18 protein-coding genes are annotated in these 19292 nt (G+C 67.1%); 10 read left to right on the top strand and 8 right to left on the bottom strand.

Annotation, left to right across the window (positions count from 1 at the left end):
• Positions 1–6: 6 nt before the first annotated feature.
• From ppk2 to groL, 7 genes are all read right to left on the bottom strand, one after another.
• Positions 7–906, bottom strand: coding sequence for a polyphosphate kinase 2 (gene ppk2 / locus JDV75_RS11245; protein ID WP_198739332.1), 900 nt, complete (start codon positions 904–906; stop codon positions 7–9).
• Positions 907–1136: 230 nt separating this feature from the next.
• Positions 1137–1265 carry a hypothetical protein gene (locus JDV75_RS12140; RefSeq protein ID WP_255520548.1) on the bottom strand — a complete coding sequence of 43 codons (129 nt, stop codon included), beginning with the start codon at positions 1263–1265 and terminating at the stop codon, positions 1137–1139.
• A gap of 60 nt (positions 1266–1325) precedes the next feature.
• Positions 1326–1496, bottom strand: coding sequence for a PorH family porin (locus JDV75_RS11240; RefSeq protein ID WP_198739331.1), 171 nt, complete (start codon positions 1494–1496; stop codon positions 1326–1328).
• Between the two features lie 783 nt (positions 1497–2279).
• Positions 2280–3299, bottom strand: coding sequence for a pantoate--beta-alanine ligase (gene panC, locus JDV75_RS11235; RefSeq protein WP_198739330.1), 1020 nt, complete (start codon positions 3297–3299; stop codon positions 2280–2282).
• 64 nt (positions 3300–3363) lie between these two features.
• Complete coding sequence (locus tag JDV75_RS11230) at positions 3364–3747, bottom strand: GntR family transcriptional regulator (RefSeq protein ID WP_198739329.1); 384 nt, start codon at positions 3745–3747, stop codon at positions 3364–3366.
• A 6-nt stretch (positions 3748–3753) separates the two neighbouring features.
• Positions 3754–4623: a hypothetical protein gene (locus tag JDV75_RS11225; protein ID WP_198739328.1), complete on the bottom strand. Its 870-nt coding sequence runs from the start codon at positions 4621–4623 to the stop codon at positions 3754–3756.
• 729 nt (positions 4624–5352) lie between these two features.
• The gene (gene groL, locus JDV75_RS11220; RefSeq protein ID WP_198739327.1) at positions 5353–6999 is read right to left on the bottom strand and encodes a chaperonin GroEL; all 1647 of its coding nucleotides are present in this window, start codon (positions 6997–6999) and stop codon (positions 5353–5355) included.
• 204 nt (positions 7000–7203) lie between these two features.
• Here groL and JDV75_RS11215 point away from each other — a divergent pair, with 204 nt between their 5' ends.
• From JDV75_RS11215 to JDV75_RS11170, 10 genes are all read left to right on the top strand, one after another.
• Positions 7204–8568: a dipeptidase gene (locus tag JDV75_RS11215; protein ID WP_198739326.1), complete on the top strand. Its 1365-nt coding sequence runs from the start codon at positions 7204–7206 to the stop codon at positions 8566–8568.
• 429 nt (positions 8569–8997) lie between these two features.
• Positions 8998–9606, top strand: coding sequence for an acetyl-CoA acetyltransferase (locus JDV75_RS11210; RefSeq protein WP_198739325.1), 609 nt, complete (start codon positions 8998–9000; stop codon positions 9604–9606).
• 247 nt (positions 9607–9853) lie between these two features.
• Positions 9854–11677: a hypothetical protein gene (locus tag JDV75_RS11205; RefSeq protein ID WP_198739324.1), complete on the top strand. Its 1824-nt coding sequence runs from the start codon at positions 9854–9856 to the stop codon at positions 11675–11677.
• Positions 11678–11764: 87 nt separating this feature from the next.
• Positions 11765–14719 carry a Na+/H+ antiporter subunit A gene (locus JDV75_RS11200; protein ID WP_198739450.1) on the top strand — a complete coding sequence of 985 codons (2955 nt, stop codon included), beginning with the start codon at positions 11765–11767 and terminating at the stop codon, positions 14717–14719.
• Positions 14716–15198: a Na(+)/H(+) antiporter subunit C gene (locus JDV75_RS11195; RefSeq protein WP_198739323.1), complete on the top strand. Its 483-nt coding sequence runs from the start codon at positions 14716–14718 to the stop codon at positions 15196–15198. Before JDV75_RS11200 ends, JDV75_RS11195 begins: the two co-directional genes overlap by 4 nt.
• Positions 15198–16952 (top strand): Na+/H+ antiporter subunit D, encoded by a 1755-nt coding sequence (locus JDV75_RS11190; RefSeq protein WP_198739322.1) that lies wholly within the window; start codon positions 15198–15200, stop codon positions 16950–16952. The genes JDV75_RS11195 and JDV75_RS11190 overlap by 1 nt, the downstream gene beginning before the upstream one ends.
• The gene (locus JDV75_RS11185; protein ID WP_198739321.1) at positions 16952–17464 is read left to right on the top strand and encodes a Na+/H+ antiporter subunit E; all 513 of its coding nucleotides are present in this window, start codon (positions 16952–16954) and stop codon (positions 17462–17464) included. Before JDV75_RS11190 ends, JDV75_RS11185 begins: the two co-directional genes overlap by 1 nt.
• The gene (locus JDV75_RS11180; protein ID WP_198739320.1) at positions 17464–17742 is read left to right on the top strand and encodes a monovalent cation/H+ antiporter complex subunit F; all 279 of its coding nucleotides are present in this window, start codon (positions 17464–17466) and stop codon (positions 17740–17742) included. Before JDV75_RS11185 ends, JDV75_RS11180 begins: the two co-directional genes overlap by 1 nt.
• On the top strand, positions 17739–18104 hold the full coding sequence (locus JDV75_RS11175) for a monovalent cation/H(+) antiporter subunit G (RefSeq protein ID WP_198739319.1): 366 nt from the start codon (positions 17739–17741) through the stop codon (positions 18102–18104). The genes JDV75_RS11180 and JDV75_RS11175 overlap by 4 nt, the downstream gene beginning before the upstream one ends.
• Positions 18105–18293: 189 nt before the next feature.
• A complete protein-coding gene (locus JDV75_RS11170; protein ID WP_198739318.1) occupies positions 18294–18923 on the top strand; it encodes a CAP domain-containing protein in 630 nt (209 codons plus the stop codon).
• 112 nt (positions 18924–19035) lie between these two features.
• Here JDV75_RS11170 and JDV75_RS11165 read toward each other — a convergent pair whose 3' ends face one another.
• Complete coding sequence (locus JDV75_RS11165; RefSeq protein ID WP_198739317.1) at positions 19036–19239, bottom strand: hypothetical protein; 204 nt, start codon at positions 19237–19239, stop codon at positions 19036–19038.
• Between the last annotated feature and the right edge of the window lie 53 nt (positions 19240–19292).

Raw genomic sequence — 19292 nt, 5'->3', positions numbered from 1 at the left:
CCGGGATCAGTCCCCGATCTGGTCCCGCCCGCGGAGGACGATCTTCGGGTCCGGCTCGCCGACGAGGTCATGATCCTTGCCGGTGTACTCGAACTTGGACAGCACGTAGCGCATGGCGTTGATGCGGGCCCGTTTCTTGTCGTTGGACTTGATGGTGATCCACGGCGACTCGTCGGTGTCCGTGTACCGGAACTGCTCCTCCTTGGCACGCGTGTAGTCCGGCCACTTGTCCAGGGAGGCGAGGTCCATCGGCGAGAGTTTCCACTGCCGGACTGGGTCGACCTGACGGATGGCGAAACGGGTGCGCTGTTCCTTCTGGGTGACCGAGAACCAGAACTTGGTCAGCGAGATCCCGGAACCCATGATCATGTTCTCGAGCATCGGCACCTCGCGGAGGAACTCCGCGTGCTGGGACTCGGTGCAGAAACCCATGACGCGCTCGACACCGGAGCGGTTGTACCAGGAGCGGTCGAAGAACACGATCTCACCCGCGGACGGGAAGTGCTCGATGTACCGCTGGAAGTACCAGGAGGTCGACTCGCGGGGAGACGGCTTCTCGAGGGCGACGGTGCGGGCACCACGGGGGTTCAGGTGCTCGTTGAATCGTTTGATCGTTCCGCCCTTGCCCGCGGCGTCGCGCCCCTCGAAGAGGATGATGTGCCGCTGGCCGGTGTCCTTCGTCCAGTTCTGCCACTTCAACAGCTCGATCTGGAGGGCCCGCTTGATGTGCTCGTACTCGTGGCGGGACATCCGCTCGTCGTACGGATAGTTCTCCCGCCATGTCTCCACGGGGGCTCCGTTCGGCTGGATGAGAACCGGGTCGTCATCGTCGGAATCATCGACGATGTACCCCTCTGTGGCAGCCAGGTCGACGACGGGAAGGTCCTGCTCGGAAGTTTCAGCCATGAGGCCAGTTTAACGCCGTCCCAGGGGGTGCGCTCGCTATTCGGGTCGGACCACGCCGACGGGGGGGATCGCGGGTGGGAAACCACGCCGGATCCGACACGGATCGGAGTATCCGAGGATGTCCGGACAGACGGAGAACCCGGCCCCGTGCAGCGCACGGAACCGGGTTCCCCGGAATCACCCCGTGGCGTGAAGCCAAGGGGAAGATCGCCCCTAGGGGCGGGGGTTCATTACTTGATCAGGCCCAGCATGGACTTGATGGCGGAGGCGACCTGGCCGAAGGGCTCCAGGAAGTTGGAGATCTGGACGAGGATGCCGTCGCCGGTGGAGAAGCTGGTCAGGGTGGTGGAGAAATCCATGTTTTTGCTCCTAGCAAAGAGAAGTGTGGTGACCCCGGAAAACCCGGGGTCGAGAGAAAATTACTTGCTGCTGATGCCGTTGAGGCTGGAGGACAGCGACTCGGTGACATCACCCTTGAAGAGGAGGTGCAGGTTGTCGACGACGGACGGGAAGTTCTTGACGAGCTTGCCCATCGCGTCGACGAAGGTACCGAAATCGCCGAGCTGCTCCTTGATGACAGTGAAATCCATGTTGTTCTCCTTGAGAGGACCAGCCTGGAGCTGGTTTAAGTTTCCAGTTGCTGACGCCCTCAGGGACGCCACAACACAATCTAAGCACGTCACCGGCTCCCGTCAACCCATTTCGGTGCAGACGGCCGGACCCGTGACGCTCTGACAGTGCAGCCGCTCCGCGTCCACATTCGTAGGTCGACAACATGCTGACCAGCCATTTTTTCAGGCCGTCACTGTTCAGGGTCGGAAATTGCCCTCAAATGACTGTGAGGTGATACGCGCGGGGTAACGATAACCGGATGGATCACGATGAAGCGCGGACTGCGCCTCGGGGAACGGTAATATTTTTCCGGATACCCCATTACGGGGGTATTCTGCTCCGGTTGGAAACGAGGGTGTGGGTTCATTCACTCTCGGTCCGCATGCCCCACCGACATCACGGTGCAGGCGCGATTGTTCCTCATCGCGCCCGCACCGCAACAGTGGTGTGCCGATTCGCGGCTTTCCGCCTCCTGTGACGTGGCCCGCTTTCGCCGTGGACACCCCGATGGAGGCCGGCGGTCGCGCCCGTGCGGACTAAGCACATCATTGAATGGCGGCTCGCCTGCACGGGCCGCATACGGTCGTCCCCGACAGCGCCGTGGACTGTCGGGGACGACGAAGCACACGGACAGGTACCGCGGCCGCGATCATCCGGCCTCCCGCCACGGGTGGTGGGCAGGTATCGGTGTCTGATCCGTATCGGCGGTGCCTCCGGAGAGAACCACCGGCCCCGCCGAGGGGCCGGGGATTCCCGCCCGATCAGTCATCGGCTCCCCGCTGCTCCCTCACGCGACGAACTTCCTCCCGGAGGCGCCGCAGTTCCGCCATCTCTTCTTCGGTGAGTTCGGCGTCGAGGCCCGCCGCCTGGAGGGCCGCCTGGGCGATCTCCTTCTCCTGCCGGGCCTCCAGGTCCCCGAGAATCACACCGGCGTTGTCCAGGAGGCGTACCCCGCCGACCTGCGCGGCGACGAGGAGACGGGCCTCCCCTTCCCCGACGTCCCCGGGCAGCGGGGCCAGCCTGCCGTCACGGAGCTCCAGGTAGTCCACCTGAACCTCCGGTACGACGTCCAGGACGGAGCGGGCCCCGGCGAGCACCGCGTCCCGGCCCCGGTCGCCACAGTGCGCGCCCAGGGTCAGTGCTGCAGACAGGGCGACGGCGGCCTGACGGGCACCGTCATCCAGCCGCACGTTGCGCGAGCTCATCGCCAGCCCGTCGTTCTCCCGGATGACCGGGACGGAATGCAGCTGCACCGGCAGATTGAGGTCCGTGACGAGCTGCTGCATGAGAACGAGCTGCTGGTAGTCCTTCTCCCCGAACACCGCGTCCGAGCAGTTGGTCACGTTGAACAACTTCAGGCAGACGGTCAGCGCACCATCGAAGTGACCCGGGCGGGATGCCCCCTCCAGCTCTTCGGCCAGCGGCCCGGCGGAGACGGTTGTGCGGAATCCGTTGGGGTACATCTCCCGCACGGACGGGGCGAACACCAGCTCAACGCCGAGTTCGCACAGTTTCTCGACGTCACTGTCGAGGGTCCGCGGGTAGGTGTCCAGGTCAGAGCCGTCCCCGAACTGCAGGGGGTTGACGAATATGGACACCACGACCACCGCCCTCGGAAGTGACTTCGCGGCGCGGACGAGTTCCAGGTGCCCCTCGTGCAGGGCGCCCATGGTGGGGACGAGAACGACCGGGCGTGAGGTCTTGCGCAGCGCCCGGGTGACACGGCCGATCTCGGCGACCGAGGTGTGCACGGTGGTTTCGCCCGGGGTGTATCCGACCATGGGGCTTCTCCTTGGAACTGACGGTTGCAGTGGACTGGCAATCATCAATCCTAGCGGCCCGTACTCACCCCGCCGGCCACGCCTCCGCTATCCGCCGCTGCACCTCGTCCAGTGGGATACCCGCAGCAACAGCACGGGCGGTCAGGGCCGTGATATCCGCGGCGAGCGGATCGGCGGACCTGGCGACATCGCCTTTCACCGCGCCCACCGCTATCCGGGTACCCGCGCCGCGGCGGGTGATCACCGTGCCCGCGGCCTCGAGGTCCCGGTATGCGCGTGCGACAGTCCCCGGGGCGACCCCGAGGTCGCGCGCCAGTTGGCGCAACGGTGGCAGCCGATCGCCCTCGGTGAGCTCCCCTACGGCGATGAGCCGGAGAACCTCCCGGTGCACCTGGGCGTAGACCGGCGTCGGATCGTCGACCCGGACAGTTATCCCCTGCTGGTTCATCCGGGATCACCGGGCTTCCGGAGCTCGTCCGGCGAGCGCCACACCGATCTGCCCCACGGCGAACAGGGCGGAACAGACGAGCAACGCACCGGCTGCCGCAACCAACCAAAGGAAAGCCGGCCTTCCTGCACAGTCGGGGTACGCGGAGAGCATCCGGAGGGCGATCGGGGCACCGGTGACCGCCGCGGTGAAGGTGAGCGTGCAGGTGACGGTGTATCCGGCGAGCCTGCGGAAGGCTGCGTCGGCCTCCAGATCGGGCAGCACGGGGCGTTTCGTCGCGAGAATGAGCGCCCCGAGCCCGATGAGTGTGCAGATCGCGAGGACGATGAGCAGCGGTACCGAGTACCAGCTTCCGGGCCACGGAGTCGATGAGATGACATGGAGTCCGTCGTCCGCGGAGCAGAACACCGTGATGGCCCGTCCCGGCCGCCCGAGGTCATCGGGGGAACTGGTGAGGATTCCGGCGACGAGGACGCCGGCGGTGACCGCGACCGTCATGAGCGCCACGGCCAGGTGTACCGTCCCGGCGGTGGAACGGAGTGTTCTGGTGGCCAGCGGTGCTCGACGACGTGCGCCCTGTCGTGGTCGGACGGTGGCCACCGCCAGCGCCGAGGTGGTGAGGACGACGACGGCGAACTCGGCCGGGGCGAGCACCAGCCCCATTCCGAGTCCGGTGAAGAGGAGGACCCCGAGCACCACGGTGACGGATCCGGCCACCACACCGCCCGCGATCCACCGGCGGTAGCGCGCCACGACCGGGGATTCGGTGGCGGTGGAGGTTCCGTCGGGAACTCCTCGTCCCCGCATGTAGCGCGCCGAGACAGCGCCGGCGATGCCTCCGAGGACGATGACGACGAGGGGAAGGACGGGTGTCATGGTGGACTCCTTCGAGTTTTGCACCAATAGTTTGGCACAAATGAGGCTATGCGGGACCGCTACTTGTGTCAATAGGTTGATACAAGTAGCGGTCCCCGCGCGCTTCCCCCGTAGCGTGGGACGCAGGCCCGACACCGAACGAAGAGGTATCCCGACATGATCTTCCGACGTACACCGCTGATACCCGTACTCTGCTCAGCTACCCTCCTCGTGACTGCAGCCTCCTGCTCCCCACCGAACGGGCGGGAGTCCAGCGCCCCCTAAGCCCACCTCACCCCCAGGCCGGCTGGCACACCGACATTCGCCGAGGTATCCACATCCGGCGAATGTGACTCGGAGGTCATCGACATAGACCACTGGAAACCGTCGGCCGACATCACCTACACCGGGCGCGCCGGGGACGCGATCGACATCCGGATCGTCCACGAACCGGAACCCGGCGAGAAACAGAACACCGACTACGGGATCAGACTCGACGAGGGAGCCACGGGGTGGCAGATACCCAGCGGTATCCCCAACGCCACCATCCACGAGATCGTCGTGACCGCCGTGGGCGGAACCGGCACGACCGGTGAGTGCCGCATCCCGGTCAACGGCATCGACGGCGACTACACTCCTCCCCCGACCATCTGACCCCGCAGAACGACAGAGGCCCGCCCCACGCAATGTGGGGCGGGCCTCCTCTCAGCCTTCGTCCGGTGACGGACTCGCCGGTGGGATGTCAGGGGATCAGAATCCGCCCATGCCACCCATGGCATCGGCGTCGGGCATGCCGCCCTGGCCCGCCGGCTGCGGCTTGTCTGCGACGACAGCCTCGGTGGTGAGGAACAGAGCCGCGATGGAGGCGGCGTTCTGCAGCGCGGAGCGCGTCACCTTGACCGGGTCGTTGATGCCGGCCTCCATGAGGTTGACGTACTCGCCGGTGGCGGCGTTCAGGCCCTCGCCCACCTTGAGGGAGGCGACCTTGTCGGCGACGACGCCGGGCTCGTGGCCGGCGTTGAAGGCGATCTGCTTCAGCGGGGACGACAGTGCGGAGCGGACGATCTTCACGCCGGTGGCCTCGTCACCGGTGAGGCCGAGGTCGTCGTCGAGCACGTGGGCGGCCTGGATGAGGGCGACGCCACCGCCGGCGACGATGCCCTCCTCGACGGCGGCCTTGGCGTTGCGCACGGCGTCCTCGATGCGGTGTTTGCGCTCCTTGAGCTCGACCTCGGTCGCGGCACCGACCTTGATGACGGCGACGCCACCGGCGAGCTTCGCGAGGCGCTCCTGCAGCTTCTCGCGGTCATACTCGGAGTCGGAGTTCTCGATCTCGGCGCGGATCTGGTTGACCCGACCCTCGATCTGGGCGCTGTCACCGGCACCCTCGACGATGGTGGTCTCGTCCTTGGTGACGACGACCTTGCGGGCACGACCCAGCAGCGGGATGTCGGCGCTCTCGAGGGAGAGGCCGACCTCCTCGGAGATGACCTGGCCACCGGTGAGGATGGCCATGTCCTGCAGCTGTGCCTTGCGGCGGTCGCCGAAGCCGGGGGCCTTGACGGCGACGGACTTGAAGGTGCCGCGGATCTTGTTGACGACCAGGGTGGACAGGGCCTCGCCCTCGACGTCCTCGGCGATGATCAGCAGGGGCTTGCCGGTCTGCATGACCTTCTCCAGCAGCGGCAGGAGGTCCTTGATGTTGCCGATCTTCGCGGAGACCAGGAGGATGTACGGATCCTCGAGGACCGCCTCCTGGCGCTCCATGTCGGTGGCGAAGTAGCCGGAGATGTAGCCCTTGTCGAAGCGCATGCCCTCGGTGACGTCGAGCTCGACACCGAAGGTGTTGGACTCCTCGACGGTGATGACGGATTCCTTGTTCAGCTTGCCGCCGCCCACGGCGTACATGGCCTGGGCGATCTTGGCGCCGATGGCGGGATCGGCGGCGGAGATGCCCGCGGTCGCGGCGATCTGCTCCTCGGTCTCGATCTCCTTGGCGGTGGAGAGCAGCTCCTCGGTGACCTTCTTGACGGCCTGCTCGATGCCGCGCTTGATGCCCATCGGGTTGGAGCCGGCGGCGACGTTGCGCAGCCCCTCGCGGACGAGGGCCTGGGCGAGCACGGTGGCGGTGGTGGTGCCGTCACCCGCGACGTCGTCGGTCTTCTTGGCGACCTCCTTGACCAGCTCAGCGCCAATCTTCTCGTACGGATCCTCGAGCTCGATCTCGCGGGCGATGGTCACGCCGTCGTTGGTGATGGTCGGGGCGCCCCAGGACTTCTCCAGGACGACGTTGCGTCCCTTCGGGCCGAGGGTGACCTTGACGGCGTCAGCGAGGGTGTTCAGGCCCTTTTCGAGGCCACGGCGTGCTTCCTCATCAAAAGCGATGATCTTTGCCATGTGTTGTGTGCTCCTTGGTTTTTCATCGGACGACACTCACGTCAAGTATCTGCGGGCGCCCGCGACGGCACGGTCGGTGAGTGTTGGGTCCAACCTCACCCGCAGGTGTACATAAATCCTGGCACTCTCCAGTATCAAGTGCTAGGTCCGTTTCTAGCAGTCGGGACGTGCGAGTGCAAGAACCGGGGCCCTACACTTGGACCCATGACTCCCGCCATTCCAACCACAGCTGAAGTGACCGCCGCGATCGAGGCCCAGCAGGCCCGCATCCTCGCCGACCTGACCGAACTCGTCTCCTACAATTCCGTGCACGCGGAGCCGGGCTGCGAGCAGGCCAACGCCGATGCCGCCGACTGGGTCGTCCGCTCCCTGGAGGAGGTCGGCCTCACGGTGGAGACCCACCTCACCGCAGACGGGTCGACCGCGGTGATCGGCCGTCGCGTCGCCCGCGACGGCCGCCCGACGGTCCTGCTCTATTCGCACTACGACGTGGTCCCCGCCGGGGATCCTGCCGCGTGGAGCTCCGATCCTTTCACCCTCACGGAAAGGAACGGCCGCTGGTACGGCCGCGGAACCGCGGACTGCAAGGGCAACGTCGTCATGCACCTCGCGGCCCTGCGCGCGCTCGATGAGCTCGGCGACCCCGGCGTCGGTGTCACCGTCGTCATCGAAGGCTCGGAGGAACGCGGCGGGGAGGGCCTGGACGCACTCATCGAGGAGCACCCCGACTACTTCACCGCGGACGCCATCATCATCGCGGACACGGGCAATGTGGCGGAGGGTGTACCGACCCTGACCACCTCCCTGCGCGGCGGCGCACAGGTCCGGGTGACAGTGAAATCGCTGCGCTCGGCGGTGCACTCCGGCGGTTTCGGTGGCCCCGCACCGGACGCGGTCGCCGCACTGATCCGCATCCTCGACTCCCTGCGCGACGAGACGGGACGCGTCGCGATCAGGGGCACCGACAACACCGCGACCTGGGACGGCATCGCCTATGACGCGGAAGCCTTCCGCGCGGACGCCGGGGTCCTCGACGGGGTGGAGATCATCGGCGACGGCACCGACGTCGCCGATCAGCTGTGGGCACGCCCGGCCGTCACGGTGACGGGCTTCACCTCAACGCCGGTGTCCGAGGCCGTCAACGCGATCCCCGCAACGGCGACCGCACAGCTCAACCTGCGCACCCCGTTCGGCGCCTCCGGCACTGCGACCGCCGAGGCGCTGCGCAACCACCTGATCGACGCCGCCCCCTGGGGCGTGCAGGTGGAGGTGGACATCCAGGAGGTCAACGACCCCTTCGCCACCGATACGTCCGGCCCCGCCGCGCAGGCACTCGCCGACGCGTTGTCGAAGGCCTTCGGAGACAGGGAGACCGCCTACTGCGGCTCCGGCGGCTCGATCCCGCTGACCACCGCCCTGCAGCGGGCCGTCCCGGGTGCGGAAATCGCCCTGTTCGGTGTCGAGGAACCCCTGTGCACCATCCACTCGGCCGACGAGTCCGTCTCGCCGGACGAACTGAAGCGCTGCGCGGTCGCGGAGACCCTGTTCCTGCTCAGCTACACACGCTAGCCCCCCCCCCCCCCCGAATTTCCCCACCCTGCACGTTCCACCCAGTGGGACATGCGGGGCTCCACTTTCCCGCCACAACACCGCCACCTGCATGGATCATCGGGAACGCGAAATTGCAGCCACACCCCGACCCCACCCCCTCGTTCCCACTTTCCGGAGCGTTCCTTGACCGGAATGTGGGAAACCCCTAATCTCGTCGTTGTGACGCACATCATTCGACTTACGCGAGTAGCAGAGGCTACGTACCCCGGTGAAGGATAGGGACTGACCCCTTCACCCGGGGCAGTAGTCGTTATCCTCCCAGTCGCTTGACAAGCGTCGGTCCATTTCCACAGACCAGACAGATCCGTCACACCACCACAGGCCCTCCCCGGACACCCCGGAAGGTACGAGGCCGGTGCCGGATCAGGATCTTCCAGAGGACCGACGATGCACACGACGAACACCACCACCGACACCCGAACCGACAACGGGGAACAGTCGATCCACCAGCTGCACACCCAGCATCCGCCGCTGGCGGCCATCCACACCAGCCGCCCCGCTCCCTTCAGTCACCGTGATCCGCTCCGCGAGTGCACCGACGACCCGTTCCGCGCCAGATTCGGACAGAACCTCCCGGCGGGGCTGCGCGAGGAAGCAGCGGGAATGGACTGGCGCACGTTCACCGACGTCTACTGTCCCACCCCGGATCTGCGCATCGACAACCTGTCGCACACCCTGCTGCGCGACAACCGACCTCAGTTCAGTGCGACGCTGACATCTTCCCGCCCGGGGCGTGGTGGCGTCACCCACTCATCCCGCGAGATCACCGCCATGGGTGCGATCTCGGCCTGCACCAATCTGCTGGCCGATGCCGGGCGCCGTGTCGAGATCCTGACCTTCCGGCAGCGGGACATCTTCAACGGTACAGCCGTCTTCCTCGAGGTCTGCGACAACAACACCAGGTGCTGGGTCCTGGGCTTCGGCGGCACCCCGGACGCCGCGATCGCCACCGCGATGAGTCGCGCCGCCCACCGACTGCACAACGGGAGCAACTGAAACAGCGACGGGGCGTCACCTCCACTCCCGGCAGTCCGGGCACAGGGTGTTCACCACCGACCGGACTGCCGCGACCGGGTTCCACCGGTAGGTCCGGGACCGCTGGCCGACGTGCGGAACCCGGTGCCGGTACACACCCCGACGCCGGGAACCCGAGGGAAGGTGTACTGCGGGTGTTCTACAGTGGTGTGGGTGTGCGCCCTGCCCACCGGATGTGCGCCGCGCGTCGAGCAGACAAGAAGGAATCATGCCCCCGTTACCGCCATCGCAGGTGATCATCGCAGCCATCCTGGCTCTCATCGTCGCCCTCATGCCCTTCCTCGGTGATTCCTCCACCGGCCCGGGATCATCCGGCACCGGATCTATACGGACCTCCACCGCACCGTCGACACCGGTTCCGTCCCCGATGACACCGGAAACGACGACGGAAGCGCCGGAACCTGAGGCCGCCCCGGATGAGGACGTGACGCCCCGCCCGGAGGCCACCGTGATCAGCGGCCCGGACATTGTGTCCGTGACCGGGAACCGCGCGACCGGTTACCGCGTCGAACTCTCGGGGCGGCAGCAGCTCGAAGTGGGTGATCCCGTGGCCGTTCCCGTCACCCCGGAGAACCCGACCGGCGTGGTGGGACGGGTCACCGCCGTCGGGGAGAACGCGGCCGGAACGACGTTCACCGCAACCGCGGTCTCCCTGGCCGAGGTCTACTCGGAGTTCCGGATCTCCCGCGAGATTCCGGTTGATCTGCCCGTGTCTCTCACGCCGGAGGCATTCACCTGCGATGGCGGTGCCGGCGAGTTCGTCGTCGAAGTCCCTGATCTCCGGGCCACCGTCACCCTCCGCCTGGACATCTCCCGGGAGACCACCGCGGTCAGCACCGGGCTCACCGGGAGTCTGTCCCTGGATGCCGTGACCGACTCCGCGGTGTTCTGCTCCGTCGACCCGTCCGCGCTGCCGCGGGTCACCGTCCCCGTCGAGGGGCCATTGACTCTGGCGGTGGGCGCCACCGTGGCCACAGAGTCGTCCGGTCCAGCGGAGATGCACCTCACGGCAGAGGACCAGCAGACCTTGGGGGCGGTGATCGTCGGGGGGCGGAGCGAACCGGTCACCGCACACACGCTCACCGGGGCCTCGGTCTCCGCGGGGCCCGCCGATCCACCCGGTGAAAACGGCGTGACGCTGAGCCTCGGCGGCGACGTGGCCCTGTCGACGGGTGCCGGTTCCGAACCGGGATTCACCGTCGTGGGCGATACCGCGCTCAGTGCTTTTCCCTCCGACCGGAAACAGGACCGGCGCTGCATCGACGTCCACCGCCAGCAGACCCTGACCGCCACCACTCCGGACCGGGGGCTGCTCCCCTGGACCGTGACCCCGCTCTCGGAACGAAACGACAGCCTGCATGCCGGCGGATCCTGCCCGGGCGCCCCCGACGGTGGCCAGGTTCAGCTTCCGGGTGGCGGTGACGTACCGGATTCGCCGGTCGGGGACCGTGAGGTCGTGACCACCGACGGCCCTCTGGACGCGCTGACCGTCGCGACCGATCTGAGGTGCGATCCCCGTACCGCCGACGGAACTCCACTGCTGTCCCCGGGTCCGTGCACCACCTCGGTCACGGTGGAAGGCACCACCTACGGACCGGCGGGCGATGAGCCCCTGCAACTGCTGAGCCGGCAGATCCGTGGCGCTGGCACGATCACCCGTCCCACCGTCATCACGACCCGGCTCGCAGCGGGAACCACCGGTGTGTACGTCGATCAGGTGGACACCCTGGTGCGCGGTTCGGCGGGATGGGCCACCACCACCGCCGTCCGGAACCACGCCGACACGGAGCAGACGATCTCCGTCTCCAGGGCCCTCCCCTGCGGCGATGGCCCTGTAACCGGTGGGGCGGAGGTCGTGTGCGGTGGTCCCCGGACCGGGACGCGCATGGAGGCCTACACCCTCGGTGTCACCGCATCGGCGAACGGGGGCACCGCGGAACTGACCTGGAACCGGACACTGGAGCCCGGAAAATCGGCGGCCTTCCGTTCCCGGTTGTTCTTCGACGCACCGTCCCGGAACCTCCGCCGCTGACGGGCCGGACACGGGCAGCAGGCCGAGTACACTGACGATCTGACCCGATCACCCCCGCCCAACCCGGAGAAGTCACAGACCATGGACGTGCTCATCGTGTTGGCCGCTCTAGCCGCGGCGACCGTCACCGCTCCGGTGTTGATCACGAAACTCGGCCGGCCGGCCTTCGGACTCCTCGCCCTCGTTCCCGCGGGTTCTTTCGCGTGGACCGCCCGGGGCTGGTTGGAGGGGAGCTTCGCCCCCGGGGCGGCGCCACACGCCGTCCACCTCCCGTGGATGTCCGCCGCGCACCTGGACATCACGCTGCGCATGGACTCCCTCGCGGCACTCTTCGCGCTGATCATCCTCGGTATCGGTGCCCTCATTCTCTGCTACTGCTGGGGCTACTTCGACTCCAATCCGAAACGCCTGTCCGTATTCGGGGCACAGATGGTCGCTTTCACGACGGTGATGTACGGCCTCGTCACCGCGGACAACCTCCTGCTGCTGTATGTCTTCTGGGAACTCACCTCGGTCCTGTCGTTCCTGCTCGTCGGCTACTACGGCGAGCGGGCCTCGTCGCGGCGGGCCGCCGGTCAGGCACTGATGGTCACGTCGCTGGGTGGACTCGCGATGCTCGTGGGCATCATTCTGCTGGGCACGACATCAGACATCTGGGATCTGTCCGCTCTCATCGGTACCGGCCCCCCGGCGGCGTCTACGGCCACGAGCGCCGCTGTGGTGCTCATCCTCGCCGGCGCCCTGTCCAAGTCGGCGATCGCCCCGATGCACTTCTGGCTGCCGGGCGCGATGGCGGCCCCCACCCCGGTGTCAGCCTATCTCCACTCGGCCGCGATGGTGAAGGCCGGCATCTACCTCGTGGCGCGACTGTCCCCGGAGCTGAACCAGATCGGCTCCTGGCATCTCGTGGTCATTCCGGCGGGACTGCTCACGATGCTGATGGCCGGTTGGATGGCCCTGCGCCAGGTCGACCTCAAGCTCATCCTGGCGTACGGCACGGTCAGTCAGCTGGGCTTCATCATCGCCGTGGTCGGGATCGGCTCCCCGGGGGCGCTTCTCGCGGGGCTAGCCCTGACGGTGTCGCACGCCCTGTTCAAGGCGACGTTGTTCATGATCGTCGGGGCCATCGACCGGACCACCGGAACCCGGGACATCCGGGAGCTGTCCGGGCTGGGGCGGAACAGGCCGGCGCTGGTCGTCCTCGCCGCCGCCGCGGCCGCATCCATGGCGGGAGTGCCCGGCACCGTCGGGTTCGTGGCGAAGGAGGCGACCGTGTCCACGCTTCTCGACGAGAAACTGCTCACCGGAATGCCCGGTAGCCTCATGTTGACCGGTGTCGTGATCGGAAGCATGCTCACCGTGGCCTACTCGTTGTATTTCCTCCACGGTGCCTTCGCCACGAAGTCACCCGGACACGCGACCGGCGGCGGGACCTCCACGGCGGTGTCGGGAGCTGACGCGATCATCGCGCCGCTGTGGATCCCGCCGGCCCTCCTCGCGATGGCGGGCATCGTACTGGGGCTCGCTCCCGAGCCTCTCGACGTGGTGCTCAACAGCTACGCGGGTGCTTCGACGCATCTGTCCCTGTGGCACGGCCTGACCCTTCCTCTGCTCATCAGCGCAATCATCCTCAGCTGCGGGGTGCTCCTGCACTGGCAGCGGCACACCGTCAGTCGGCTGCACTTCAGCCGCCCCGCGCTGGGCAACGCGAACCAGGCCTATGACACGGTCGTCGACGCACTGCGGAAGGTCTCCCTCCGGATCACCGCCACCACGCAACGTGGCTCGCTGCCTGTCAACGAGGCGGTGATCCTCGGGACTCTGGTGGTCCTTCCGCTGGCGATGCTCGTCACCGGGGCCCGCACGGACATCCGGATGGAACTGTGGGACTCCCCCGTGCAGGGCCTCGTGGTCGTGATCATCGTGATCGCCGCGATCGCCGCGACGGTGACGGACAACCGGCTGTCCGCCCTGATCCTCGTCGGAATGACGGGCTACGGGGTGGCGGTCATCTTCGCGCTTCACGGGGCGCCCGATCTGGCGCTGACCCAGCTACTCGTGGAGACCGTCTCGGTGGTCGTGTTCGTCCTCGTTCTGCGGAAACTGCCCGCCAGTACCGACGGTGGTGGCCCGGAGGCGGAACACACACGGCTGCGGGCCTGGCTCGCGGTCGCCGTGGGGTTGACGGTGACGGTTCTGGGGGCCTTCGCGATGAACGCCCGCAGCACCCTGCCGGTGTCAATCCACATCCCGGACCTGGCATCCCGCATCGGGCACGGTTCCAACGCCGTCAACGTGCTGCTGGTCGACATCCGGGCGTGGGACACCTTCGGCGAGATCTCGGTTCTCGTGATCGTCGCCACCGGGGTCGCCTCTCTGGTCTACCGCACGCGCAGCTTCTCCCGGGTCTCCCGCCGTCCGACGCTACGTACCGAGGCTCCCAGCTGGCTGGCGGCCCCGAACGAGGACGCCAAGGCCCGGAACCGTTCCTTCATGATGGAGGTGGCGACCCGCATCCTCTTCCCGTCGATGATCACGTTGTCGCTCTACTTCTTCTTCGCCGGCCACAACGCGCCGGGCGGGGGCTTCGCGGGTGGCCTGGTCGCGGCCCTCGCGTTCATGCTCCGGTATCTGGCCGGCGGACGCGAGGAACTCGAGGAGGCCCTGCCCGTCGACGCCTCGCGTGTCCTCGGCACCGGCCTGATCCTCGCCGCCGGGGCGGTGCTCACCCCGATGGTCCTCGGCCGACCACCGTTGGCCTCCGCGAACGCAGATCTCACGCTTCCGCTCATCGGTACGATGCACGTCGTTTCCCCGATGATCTTCGATGCCGGCGTCTACCTCATCGTGATCGGTCTGGTGCTCCACATACTGCGTTCCCTGGGCGCGCAGCTCGACATCGACGAGGAACAGCGCCGGCGGCGCGCGCGGGAACGGGCCCGCCGCCTCGCCCGGCGCAGGGCGACGCCACAGTCCGGCGATACCGCCGGCGCCACCGGCGACGGCGCACCGGCCACCGGGAGGAAGGCGGGACGGTCATGATCGCGAACCTCTTTCTCCTCATCGCCTGCGGGGTGCTCATCTCCTGTGGGGTGTACCTGCTGCTGGAGCGTGCGATGACCAAGATGCTGCTCGGCCTGATCCTGCTGGGAAACGGGGCGAACCTGCTCATGCTCACCGCCGGTGGGGGCGCAGGTGCCCCACCGATCGCGGGCAGGGAATCGACGCTGTCCGGCACCGACGCCGATCCCCTGGCGCAGGCGATGATCCTCACCGCGATCGTCATCTCCATGGCGATGACCGCGTTCATCCTGGCGCTCGCGTTCCGCCAGTACCGCTACCGCACCGCCGACCTCATCGGCGACGACACCGAGGACACCGCTATCGCGCACCGCCCGGACACCGCGTCCGCGGCACCCGACCACGACGCCTCCGCCGACCCGGAGACCGGCCGCGTGACCGGGCACGGCGACGACTTCGGCCCCGACAGTTTCGAACGACCCGTCAAGGAGGACAACTGATGAACCTCCCCGGCGCCTCGACCATCGCCGCTGTAGTCCCCTACCTCGTTCCCCTGCCGGTCGTCCTACCGGCGCTCGCCGCGGCCGTCTGCCTCCTCGCGGGCCGCCATCCCCGGATCCAGCGGACCGTGACCGCCACGGCACTGACCGTCCTGATCGCCCTGTGCACGACCCTCGTCGCACTCGTCGACCGGGCCGGGATCCAGACGCTGCAGGTCGGCGGCTGGGATGCACCGGTGGGCATCACGCTCGTCGCCGACCGCCTGTCGACGCTGCTGCTCGCGGTGTCCTCCCTGGTGCTGTTCTCGGTTCTCCGATACGCCATCGGACAGGGGGTCCGGGACGGCACCGACGATGAGCCGGTCGGGGTGTTCCTGCCGGCCTATCTGCTGCTCACCATGGGTGTGAACATGGCGTTCCTCGCCGGGGACATGTTCAACCTCTACGTCGGTTTCGAGGTTCTGCTGGTCGCCAGCTACGTACTGCTCACCATCGGTGCCTCCCCCGCCCGGGTCCGCGCGGGAGTGAGCTACGTGATGGTGTCGATGCTCTCCTCCTTCGTGTTCCTCATCGCCCTCGCGCTGATCTACGCAGCGGTGGGGACGATGAACATGGCGCAGATCTCCATCCGGATGGAGTCGGTCCCGGAGGGAACGCGGGCCGCGATCTTTGCGGTCCTGCTCATCGCCTTCGGGATCAAGGCCGCGGTCTTCCCGCTGTACTCCTGGCTACCGGACTCGTACCCGACCGCCCCGGCGCTGGTGACGGCGGTGTTCGCCGGGCTGCTGACGAAGGTGGGCGTGTACTCCATAATCCGGGTGCGCTCGGTGGTGTTCACCGACGGGCGTCTCGACGGAGTGCTGATGTGGGCGGCGCTGTTGACGATGCTGGTGGGGATCCTCGGCGCGATGGCCCAGAACGACATCAAGCGACTGCTGTCCTTCACCCTGGTCAGCCATATCGGGTACATGATCATGGGCGTGTCCCTGGGGACCGCGAACGGACTCTCGGGCGCGATCTTCTACACCGTCCACCACATTCTCGTGCAGACGGCACTCTTCCTCGTCGTCGGCCTGATCGAGCGTCAGGCCGGTTCGTCCTCCCTCCGCAGGCTCGGTTCGCTGGCCTACGCGTCCCCGCTGCTCGCCACGCTGTATCTGGTCCCGGCCCTCAACCTGGGCGGAATCCCACCGTTCTCGGGTTTCCTGGGGAAGATCATCCTCGTCGAGGCCGCCGCCGGACACGGTGGGCGGATGGCCTGGGTCCTGGTGGGCGGGGCGGTGGTCACGTCGCTGCTTACGCTCTACACGATGACCGTCGTGTGGTCCAAGGCGTTCTGGCGGGACCGCTCTGACGCCCCCGACGGGGCGACGGCTCTCGCCGCCACCGGTCCCCTCGCCGGAACACGGCGGGAGATCGAACTGACCGAACGCGCCGATGTCGGCAGGATGCCCTTCGGCATGGTCGCTCCGACCGTCCTGCTGGTCGCCGCGTCACTCGCCGTGAGCGTCCTCGCGGGCCCGATCTCGGCGGTCACGGGTCGTTCCGCGGAGTCCGCCCAGGATGTCGCGGTCTACCGACGCGCCGTACTCGGCCCCGGGTACCTCAATCCCGGACGGACCCTGATCCCCGGACAGTCCGGCCCCATCGCCGACGACGAACGGTACCGGGTGAAGGACGGTATCGATGAACGACGCAGTCCTGGTGACGCCGCCTCTGTGGAGACGACACCGCCGAAGAGGGGTGAGCTCTGATGCTCGCCGGTATCCGCCGCCGGTTCCGTCCCCATTCCGTCCTCTGGTTGACGTTCATGTGGGCACTGCTGTGGGGTGAGTTCTCGGCCGCGAACCTCCTCGCGGGACTGGCGACCGCGCTCGCGGTGACGCTCCTGCTGCCGCTACCGTCGATCCCCGGCTCGGGTTCGGGTATCCGCCCCGGGGCGCTGCTGCGGCTCTGCGGTAGATTCGCGGTCGATCTCGTCGTCAGCTCGGTGAAGGTCGCGACCATAGCTCTGCGCCCCGCGCCGGTGCCCCCGGGCGCGATCGTCGTCGTACCGATGCGGGTGCAGGAGGACCTGGTGTTCTCCTTCGCGGTGACCCTGCTCAACCTGCAGCCCGGCGGTACCGTGACCGACCTCGACATCGCGGACCGGAAACTCACCATGCACCTGATCGACGGCTCTTCGACGAAGGCGATCGACCGGGAGATCGCCCGGGTCGCGCAACTCGAACGCCGGCTCATCCACATCTTCGAGAGGAACGGCTGATGGACTCGTCGCTCTACAACACCCTGCTCCTTGTCCCGGCGTCACTGCTGGCTGTCGCTTTCATAGTGACCGGCTGGCGGATGCTGGTCGGTCCGAACTCCCTTGACCGGGTACTGAGCCTCGATGCGGTGGTCGCGATGGTCCAGTGCGCGCTCGCCGTGTACATCTGCCGGACGCTCGACACCACGGTCACCAACGCGATGATCGTCGTGGCGCTGCTGGGGTTCATCTCCACGGTGGCGATCACCCGATTCCGGAAACGGGACGGTGCCCAGTGACCGGACTCATCCTCGACGCGATCTCGCTCATCCTCCTCTTCCTCGGTTCGGTGCTGGCGTTGTCCGCCGCGGTCGGGCTCGCCAGGTTCCGGGACACGATGACGAGACTCCATGCGGTGACGAAGCCGCAGACGCTCGGTCTGATCCTCGCTGTCAGCGGTGCGATTCTGCGGGTGCTCGGAGCGAGCGATCTCGACGCGGGTGCCGCCGGTGACCTGGGGGTCCTCGTCCTCATCATCGCCTTCACGCTCATCACGGCACCGGTCATCGGACAGCGGGTCGGGCGCCTCGCGCGGAAAGAGAGGCTCTACGATGCCGGTGCGCTGTCCCGGGACGATACCGTGACCAAGGATGGAAAATAGCGCGGGAGCACCACGCCTACCCCCGTTATCCACCTTTTCTTTCCATAAAGAACAGATCGCCTTCGAACTTGATATTGTGACGGTGACCCCCTCGCCCCACAGGTCACCGGAGCGGATGATCGCTTCGGTCAGGGGCGGCGACGGGGCCTGACGTGATCCACCGATTAAACCTCCAGGAGCATCGTAGACATGAACAGAAAACTCATCTCGGCCGCAGCGGCTACCGCCCTTTCCGCATCGCTGCTCGCCGTTCCGGTAGCCGCTGCCAGCCCGCAGCAGGACATCGCGGACTTCGTCGCCAGGGCCATGGGACCCAACGGATTCTCCGGTTCCTTCGCCGGAACACAGCCCGGCCCCATGCCCCAGCCGAACCCCGATCCCACGCCGACACCCACCCCGACTCCGACACCCACCCCTACTCCCACCCCGGACCCGGGTACGCAGAATCTCCTCGAGCAGCGCAGCCGCGAGATCGTCGATGCGCTCAACGCCGAGCGTAAGAGTCGCGGTCTGGTCGAACTCACCGTCAACGGCGACGTCACCGCCCTGGCGAAAAACATCTCGGATGCCGCGGCCGCCTCGAACAGCCTGGCCGTCGACAAGAAGTTCGTCAGGGCCGGCCACGGCTACTCCCTGGCCTCATACCCCGGACTGGAAAACCCCCAGTTCGCCGCAAACGTCGTCAAACTCTGGATGGAGAACGAAGGCCAGCGCAACCTCCTCATGAAGCCGAGCACCCGCGAGATCGGCATCGCGATCTCGCAGAACGACAAGTCCAAGTACGAGAACTTCATCGCCGCGGTGGTCCGCTGGATCTAGTCCCGGGACACCGGGTTAACTCCCGAACAGAACGAAAGGGGCTGTGCCACCGGATCACTCCGGTGGCACAGCCCCTTTCCTGGTTTACCCTGGCGGATGTCGCCGAGTCTGATCAGTGCCGTCTCGGCGCGACCGGCGACAGAACGGCCTCCACGCCCGCGGTGACGAAGGCGGTGAGAACCAGTGCGCACCCACCGAGCACCGCGGACATCTGCCAGTCGGGGGCGAGGAAGAGGCCGCCGGTGACGGCCACTAGGAGACCGACGAGACCGATGAGGACTGCGTTCGAGTAGGGGCTGGTGCGGATGTCGCTCACGATGATGCTTTCCCGCCGCGCGGTGACGGCGTTGTCCGGATGTATCCGTTCAT

Origin of the sequence: Corynebacterium meridianum, assembly GCF_016342265.1 — a bacterium.
Lineage (GTDB): Bacteria > Actinomycetota > Actinomycetes > Mycobacteriales > Mycobacteriaceae > Corynebacterium > Corynebacterium meridianum.
This window is presented reverse-complemented; position numbering and strand designations above follow the sequence as displayed.